The organism is Methylorubrum rhodinum, from assembly GCF_014199935.1.
GTDB lineage: Bacteria > Pseudomonadota > Alphaproteobacteria > Rhizobiales > Beijerinckiaceae > Methylobacterium > Methylobacterium rhodinum.
In genome coordinates this window covers 147,609-154,091 of sequence record NZ_JACHOP010000011.1, presented here as the reverse complement: position 1 = coordinate 154,091, position 6,483 = coordinate 147,609, and the positions used below count along the sequence as shown (strand labels likewise).

General features: G+C 66.0%; 7 protein-coding genes. 2 read left to right on the top strand and 5 right to left on the bottom strand.

Annotation, left to right across the window (positions count from 1 at the left end; genetic code table 11):
- The 3 genes from HNR00_RS14350 to HNR00_RS14340 form a co-directional block, all read right to left on the bottom strand.
- The coding region (locus HNR00_RS14350) for a class I SAM-dependent methyltransferase (protein WP_246390632.1) at nucleotides 1-553 on the bottom strand (553 nt) is incomplete at its 3' end.
- A 79-nt stretch (nucleotides 554-632) separates the two neighbouring features.
- Nucleotides 633-1,700, bottom strand: coding sequence for a glycosyltransferase (locus HNR00_RS14345; protein WP_183570405.1), 1,068 nt, complete (start codon nucleotides 1,698-1,700; stop codon nucleotides 633-635).
- 32 nt (nucleotides 1,701-1,732) lie between these two features.
- Entirely contained in the window at nucleotides 1,733-2,023 is a 291-nt protein-coding gene (locus HNR00_RS14340) for a hypothetical protein (protein ID WP_183570403.1), read from the bottom strand.
- A gap of 48 nt (nucleotides 2,024-2,071) precedes the next feature.
- On the opposite strand from HNR00_RS14340, the gene HNR00_RS14335 reads away from it, so the two are divergent.
- A complete protein-coding gene (locus HNR00_RS14335) occupies nucleotides 2,072-2,557 on the top strand; it encodes a lysozyme (RefSeq protein ID WP_312886060.1) in 486 nt (161 codons plus the stop codon).
- Between the two features lie 948 nt (nucleotides 2,558-3,505).
- Here the strand turns inward: HNR00_RS14335 and HNR00_RS14330 are convergent.
- Together HNR00_RS14330 and HNR00_RS14325 are read right to left on the bottom strand one after the other, a co-directional pair.
- On the bottom strand, nucleotides 3,506-3,661 hold the full coding sequence (locus tag HNR00_RS14330) for a DUF3309 domain-containing protein (protein WP_156384084.1): 156 nt from the start codon (nucleotides 3,659-3,661) through the stop codon (nucleotides 3,506-3,508).
- A gap of 96 nt (nucleotides 3,662-3,757) precedes the next feature.
- Entirely contained in the window at nucleotides 3,758-4,054 is a 297-nt protein-coding gene (locus HNR00_RS14325; protein ID WP_246390630.1) for a PsiF family protein, read from the bottom strand.
- A gap of 102 nt (nucleotides 4,055-4,156) precedes the next feature.
- Between HNR00_RS14325 and HNR00_RS14320 the strand changes: the two genes are divergently transcribed.
- Entirely contained in the window at nucleotides 4,157-6,304 is a 2,148-nt protein-coding gene (locus HNR00_RS14320) for a phosphopantetheine-binding protein (protein ID WP_183570401.1), read from the top strand.
- Nucleotides 6,305-6,483: the final 179 nt, after the last annotated feature.

Here is a 6,483-nt window from a genome sequence, read left to right as displayed (position 1 = left end):
TCAGGTCTGGCCGATGCTTCCTCAGGAGCGGCACGATTTTCCAGACATCGCCGAGCCACCACGTCGGCTCGTTCTTACTCTGCGCGTCCTTCGGGCCGATTTCGACGCGTCGGGTCATCGCGAAGTCGGCAGGGACGCAATCGTGCATCGCGATCACGGAGTTCCGCGAGCAGTGCCGTTCGGTGTTCATGAAGTCGCGCAGCAGGAACTCGACAAGATGCATGCCGTCGAGGAAAGCGAGATCAACCGGGCGCCCGAAAAGAGCGACCGGGTCCTGTTCGCGGAAGAACTGGTCGCTGCCGATCTGGTACAGCAGGCAAGAGGGCTTCTTGCCGAAGAACTTGTCGCGCAGGGTGAACGTAGGATCGACAGCGATCGTATCGCACTCCGCCAATTCCAGCGATCGGCCCGAGCGCGCCCCTACCTCCAAGTAGGTTTTCGGCCTCAGGAACTTGTGCAGGTTCCTCAACACGACCGTATAGCCGTCGCCCGTCAACGGGGCGATGAGTCGGTCCTTTTCTGCTTCTCCGTCCATCACGTCCCCCTGGCTCATTGACCCCACCGCCCTTCCGAAGGGTCGATGCGGTGCCGTTAAAGCCCGCCGGGTACGCGGTGTCCATCCTTTCCGGGACTCACGTCAGCGCCGCGCTCACGAAAGCCTCGGGCGGGGGCAGCTCATAGCCCAACTCGGTAAAATAGTAGCTGAGGCGGTTCGGCTCGCTCGACGCCTTGTGCGGCAGGCGCAACTCCTCCAGGCGGATCGCCCGCTCGCCTTTGGCCTGGATCACGGCGTTGACGATCTGGACGAGCAGGTTCTTTTCCTTCTCCATGGCGCGCAACGCCTCGGCCCGGATCTCGTGTCGATCAAAGCCGACCGCGGGGACCATCGCCACGGTCGCTGCTACGGACGCTGGATCGGGTGCGGCGAAGAGCGAGTTGGACGGGGTGAGAAAGCGATCGCGTCCGCCATAGTTGGGGGTCGTCACAACCGGCAGACCGCAGAGCAGGTATTCCATGATCGCTCGCGTCTGACCTTCGAGGCCGGACAGCATCAGGCCACACCGTGAGCGCGCGGAGATGGAAGCGATTTCCTTCGGCGGCAGCACGCGCGGCTGATCGCCCTCACCGAGGTTCGGGATGTAGGCGTTCGGCACCAGGGAGCGCAGGGCGCCGGCTTGCTCGGCCTTCCAGCCGCGCGAGATCAGACACAGCCGCTCGACCTGCGCCGCCAGTTCGATCCGCTTGTAAGGCGAGTAACGCGCGTTGTAGACGGCGCCGAATTCCGGCTCGGTCGGCTCGGTCGGCTCGGTCGGCGGCCCCGAGAACGCCTTGGGGTCCGCGGTGCAGTTGGTGTTCCAGACATAGACCCCAACTTCCGGGAGGGCCGCGCGGACCGTGGGAAGGTCGATCGGGTCGTTCACGAGGATGGTGTAGGTGTGTTGCGGGAATCGCTTCATCCGGTCCTTGAGAGCGTCAACCGCCGTCTTCAGGTATTTGGGCTGCGTGAAGCTCCACTGCGGGCAGAAAAAGTAATACATCGGCCGCTTATGACAGATAAAGGCGTCGAGCGATGCCGAATTAAGCGGATACCCATTCGGAAGACCATTCATGCCGCCAAGGATGATGGGCGGGTCCTTGCAGATCAGCGTGCCCATGACGCGCGGATGCTTGAACGGTTCCGCGGGCTTGTCCGATGACATCAGGGATTTCCGGAATTGCGCGAGGGGGCGGATCAGGAGCGGCGCGGGTCGAACCCCATGTGGTCGCCGAGGTCCCAATCCGCCGTGGGCACCTCCTCGATCATCTCCTTTTCAATCATCCACAAACGAAAGCCCTCGTTATAGGGCTTTTCTCCGGGCTGCTCATCGCGCAGATACATCACGTAATTGTCGATCGCATCGCCCTGATGAATGTCTTGCTTCGCTCGGTAGGCGCCTGCGTTGTAGGCTTCTTCGTCGAGCCCGAGCCGGAAGATGATCAGGGAGCCGGCTGAGATGATGCCAGAAAGCGGGTTCGTGCTCATCGCTTGTGCCTTCGCTGAATGTGAGCCGACCGGCTCACGGCGGCGCGCATCATTACCCACCGGCTCGGCCCCCGCCTAGTCCGGCCCCGCCACCCCCACCCCCACCGGAGAAACATTATAAACCTCAGCCTCATCGGCGAGGCCGCTCTCATCGCGCGCGAGGGACGGCGGCTCGAAGCCTACAGGGACAGCGTCGGTATCTGGACCATCGGCGTCGGCCACACCGCCGCCGCGGGCCCCCCGACGCCGCGCGTGGGCCTGCGCATCACCGCGGCCGAGTGCGATGCGATCTTCGCCCGCGGCGTGCAGAAGTTCGTGAAGACGGTGCGGGACGCCGTGTCGGCGGACCTGCCGCAGCACGCCTTCGACGCCCTGGTCTCGCTCTGCTTCAACATCGGGCAGCCGGCCTTGACCACGGCCCGCCACCCAGGCGGACCCGCTCAACGAACTACCGCCCCGCCCGGCACTGCCGCGGCGGGGCTTTTCTTGCTCGAACGGCAAAATACTTGCGCTGCCTTGCGAGAATGCTGTTGAAATCTCAAATATTAACCGGCGTATCGATTGGATAGACAGAGAGGCGGAGACAGCAAGTGACCTACAAGAACTTCTGCACCAAGTCCAAGCAGGTTCTCACCACCAAGCTCACCCTGGACCAAGCCCACGCGATCGCCCGAGACGGAAGGGGCCTCATCTACCTCCCGGCCTGAAGGGGAGGGGCCTTCGGGCCCTTCCATCCTCACGCGGTGTTACTGGGGCGGCCCCGCCTCGCGCGAGGCGACGTCATTGCTGGTCTCGTCAGGCGAGGTCGCCGTGCCATGGCACGCGGGGCGCGATCCTGCTGCCGATGAGAAAGCCATGGCCGCCGCGATCACAATGCAGATGCAGAGCGGGATGAGAAGGCAGGCGATGAAGAGGCTCGGCCTTGGGGCTGTCCCTGAACTTCAGCGCTGCCGGTGGCCTGAGGGTCACCGGCACGGCCCGCATTGCCCAACTCTCCCCGCAGGACTGCGACATTCTGGAACGAGCCGTCTCCAGCGTCCGTTCCCCCTCCTGCCGAAAGGCACAACAACAGGAGGAAAGCCTATGAGAGTGACGGCAGCAGCGCTCGCCAGCGCACTTCTTCTCGCGGTGAGCGGCCAAGCGATCGCAGGAGGAACGGGATCGGGATCTTCCGGGACGAGCAATTCCGGCACGTCGAACAGCACCGGACCGAATGATGCCGGCGCAGGATCGACCCCCGGCGCCTCCGGAAGCGGGCCGACCACCGGCGACAAGAGCCGATCCGGCACCTCGAACAGTACCGGTGCGAACGACGCCGGTTCGGGCTCGTCGCCAGGATCGAAGGGTACCGGTACCGGCTCGGGAACCCGGTAAGGAGCGCCGGGGCCTCCCGATTACTTCTCGGGAGGCCCATTCGATAGCGTCGATGGCCCGGTGCGGTGCCTAAGATACCGCACAGCTTCACGGGCCCAAGCGGTTGCCTCAGATTCTGCCGGTGACCAGCAGCACGATGAGGATGATGAGCAGGATGCCGCCGAGCCCGAAGCCGGGGCCGCGATAGGCGCCGCCGCCGAGGAAGCCGCCGCCACCGAACGCGATGAGGATGAGCAGGATCAGCAGAATGGTCGTGACGGACATAGGCGGTGCTCCTTTTGCCCCCGCACCATCGCTTGAGCATGGCGGCTAACCACCACCAACACGATTTCGTTGCCGGCGTTCGAGCACGCCCGCGGCCTACCCCTTCAGGCAGGTGTTCATGAATGCCTTGCGGTCGGCGCCCTTCGGGCTCTTTGCTGAGGAGTCCGCGTTGCAGCTCTTCTTCTTGGCCTGCTGCGGCGTCAGTACCGTCTCGGGCGCCGCGGTCGTCTTGCCGGCAAGGCCGTCGGCCATGAAGCTCTTGCGCGCGTCGCCCGCGAGCTTCTGCATGCCAGCGTCGGCGTTGCAGGACTTCATCCAGTCGCGCTGCGCGGCCTGAGCAGCGGACGGGGCCGGCGCCGGCGCGGTCTCTGGGAGGACGATGCTCCTGATCAAGCAGGTTGCACGATCAAGGCCAGCCACTGAAGTGCCGAGGTCGACGCGCTCGACAACGAGGGGAATTGCACTACGGTCCGCATCTTGTTCCGGGATCACCCCATGGGCCGACAAACCTTGCAGAGCCACGGTAGCGATACGGATGTCGAGCGTTCCACGGGCCCCGGCGATTCCATCGATGAAGCCTCCCACTCAACCGAAGACTGCGAGACGGTCCATGCCTGTGTGATCCGCCGAGAGGATAGCGGGGACGGGTGGCAAGCCGCCGCCGTGGTCGGAACCGGCGCATCGTCGGCAGGTGCCGTCGAGCAGGCCGTCCGCGAAACCGTTCATTCCGCCTTTCGGCTCGAGGTCGACAAGGTCGCGACGCTGACCGCCGATGCCGTTCCCGAGACCGTGGCCGGTGACGTCGACCGACGCCTGTTGGCCGAACGGCTGGCGCCGCAAACCGCATCCGCACAGGAGGCGATCGCGCCGCAGCCCACGGCCGTGGCGGCGGACACACCGTCGGCGCCGCACCGGGCGACCCTGCGGCGCATCTGGGAAGAGGTGCTCGGTCCAGGCAGTGCCGAGGATCCGGACGCCGATTTCCGTGCGCTCGGCGGAGAGTCGCTTCGCTCCCTGCAACTGTTCTCGCGTCTGGACGAGGCGTTCGGGTCGCGCGTCGATCCGCGCGCGTTCTACAGGAACCCGACACTGGCCGGCCTTGAGGCCCTGATCGAGGCAGAACACACTGCGTCCGCGGATGAACCCGACATCTGGCCGCTGTCGGCGCGCCAGCACCGCAGCCTCCTCGTCTTCACCGAATCGTGGCCCGGTCGGCGCGTGACGAAAGACCGGCTGGTCGTGAGTTTCAATACGGACGGTCGCCGGGTGCCGATCTTCTTCGTCGGCCAAGTCGAGTTCGAGGTGCGGGATCTCGCCCGGGAACTGGGTTCCGATCAGCCGGTGCACGGTTTCCGATCCGGATACATGGTCACGTCGCGCCGGGAGGAGGACATCCAGACGCTCGCCTTGCGCTACGCGGCCGACCTTCAGGAGGTCTGGCCGGACGGCCCGATCCTGATCGCGGGCGCCTGCCAGGGCGGCATCGTCGCGCAGGCGATGGCGGAACACCTGCTGCACCGGGGGCGCGACGTGCGCCTCCTCGCCCTCATGGAATGGGGGTTCAACCTTCGCAGCTATCCGGGTCGCGTCCTCCTCCTCTACGGACAGGAAAGCCGGTTTTCGAGCCCTTACCGGCGCTTCAGCGAGCCGGACCGTGCCTGGAGCCGGCGCTACGGCGAGGTGTCCGCCGTCGCCCTGCCGGACGCCGCCTACCGCGAACTCTTCGACGCCAAGTACGTCACCTCGACCGCGGCGTCGCTCGCGGATGCCTGTGCGCAGGCGCTCGCCCGACCGCCGCTCGAGGTGCCGGTCGACGGGCGCCGCGCCGCGATCCGCCTCGCCGCGCCGCCTGCGAGCCTGAAGCCCGGCCAGCCGCTTACCATCGCGTTGACCCTCAAGAACCGCAGCGCCTATGCATGGCTCGAAACCGAAAGCTCCGGTCTGATGCTGGGCAGCTACTGGGTCGATGACCTGGAGGAAACACTCCAGCCCTCGGACGGACGCTGCCTCCTGCCCAGGATCGAGGCTGGAGCCAGCGTCGAACTCGGTCTGACGATCACGGCACCGCGCAACGCCGGCCGCTTCCTCCTCGTCGTGGATGTTGTCGAGGAGGGCAATGCGTGGTTCGATCCCGCTCGCACGGAGGGGGCTGCTGCCCTTCCCGTGGAGGTCGTCCCGGACGCGCCCGACGATCCGCGCAGCGAACGGGCGGGCGCCTCCGGCGATCCGCATCTCGTGATCGACGGGACGGCGAGGTTCGGGCGTGTCTGCGCGGACGAACTGCTCTTCTCCGTTCCGCGCGGAGCGCGCTCCGTGCGCCTCGTGTCCGCGCGCACCCCGGCGGCCGCCCCCGACGTCCGGACGCTCGGGGTGCTGATCAGCCAGATCTCCGTCGAGGACCACGCTCACGTCCGCGACGTCGCCCTCGACGATCCCGCCCTGTCGGCGGGGTTCTTCGAAATCGAGAGGGGCGAGGCTTCGTCGTGGTGCTGGACCGATGGCGATGCCGAAATCCTGCCGACGCTGTGGGCCGGCATGAAGGGGGATTTCATTCTTCGCTTCCGAGGAATGTTTCCGCCTCGGGCCGCATCGCGCGAGGACGGGCTCGCCGATCCGAAACGGGACCAAACCCATGCGCCGTAGCTCGGGCAGGCGCGGCGAGGCTCGCCACTGCGAAGCAGCCGCATTTATGACATCCCCGTCCTGTCAACAGCCTCCCCGGCCAAGGCAGGACCGCCGCTCGCTGTCGTCGTCGATATCGGAACGCAATCGCGTTCCGGCGGATGTGGCGCGCGATCCCACGACCGGTTCCGGGACGTGAC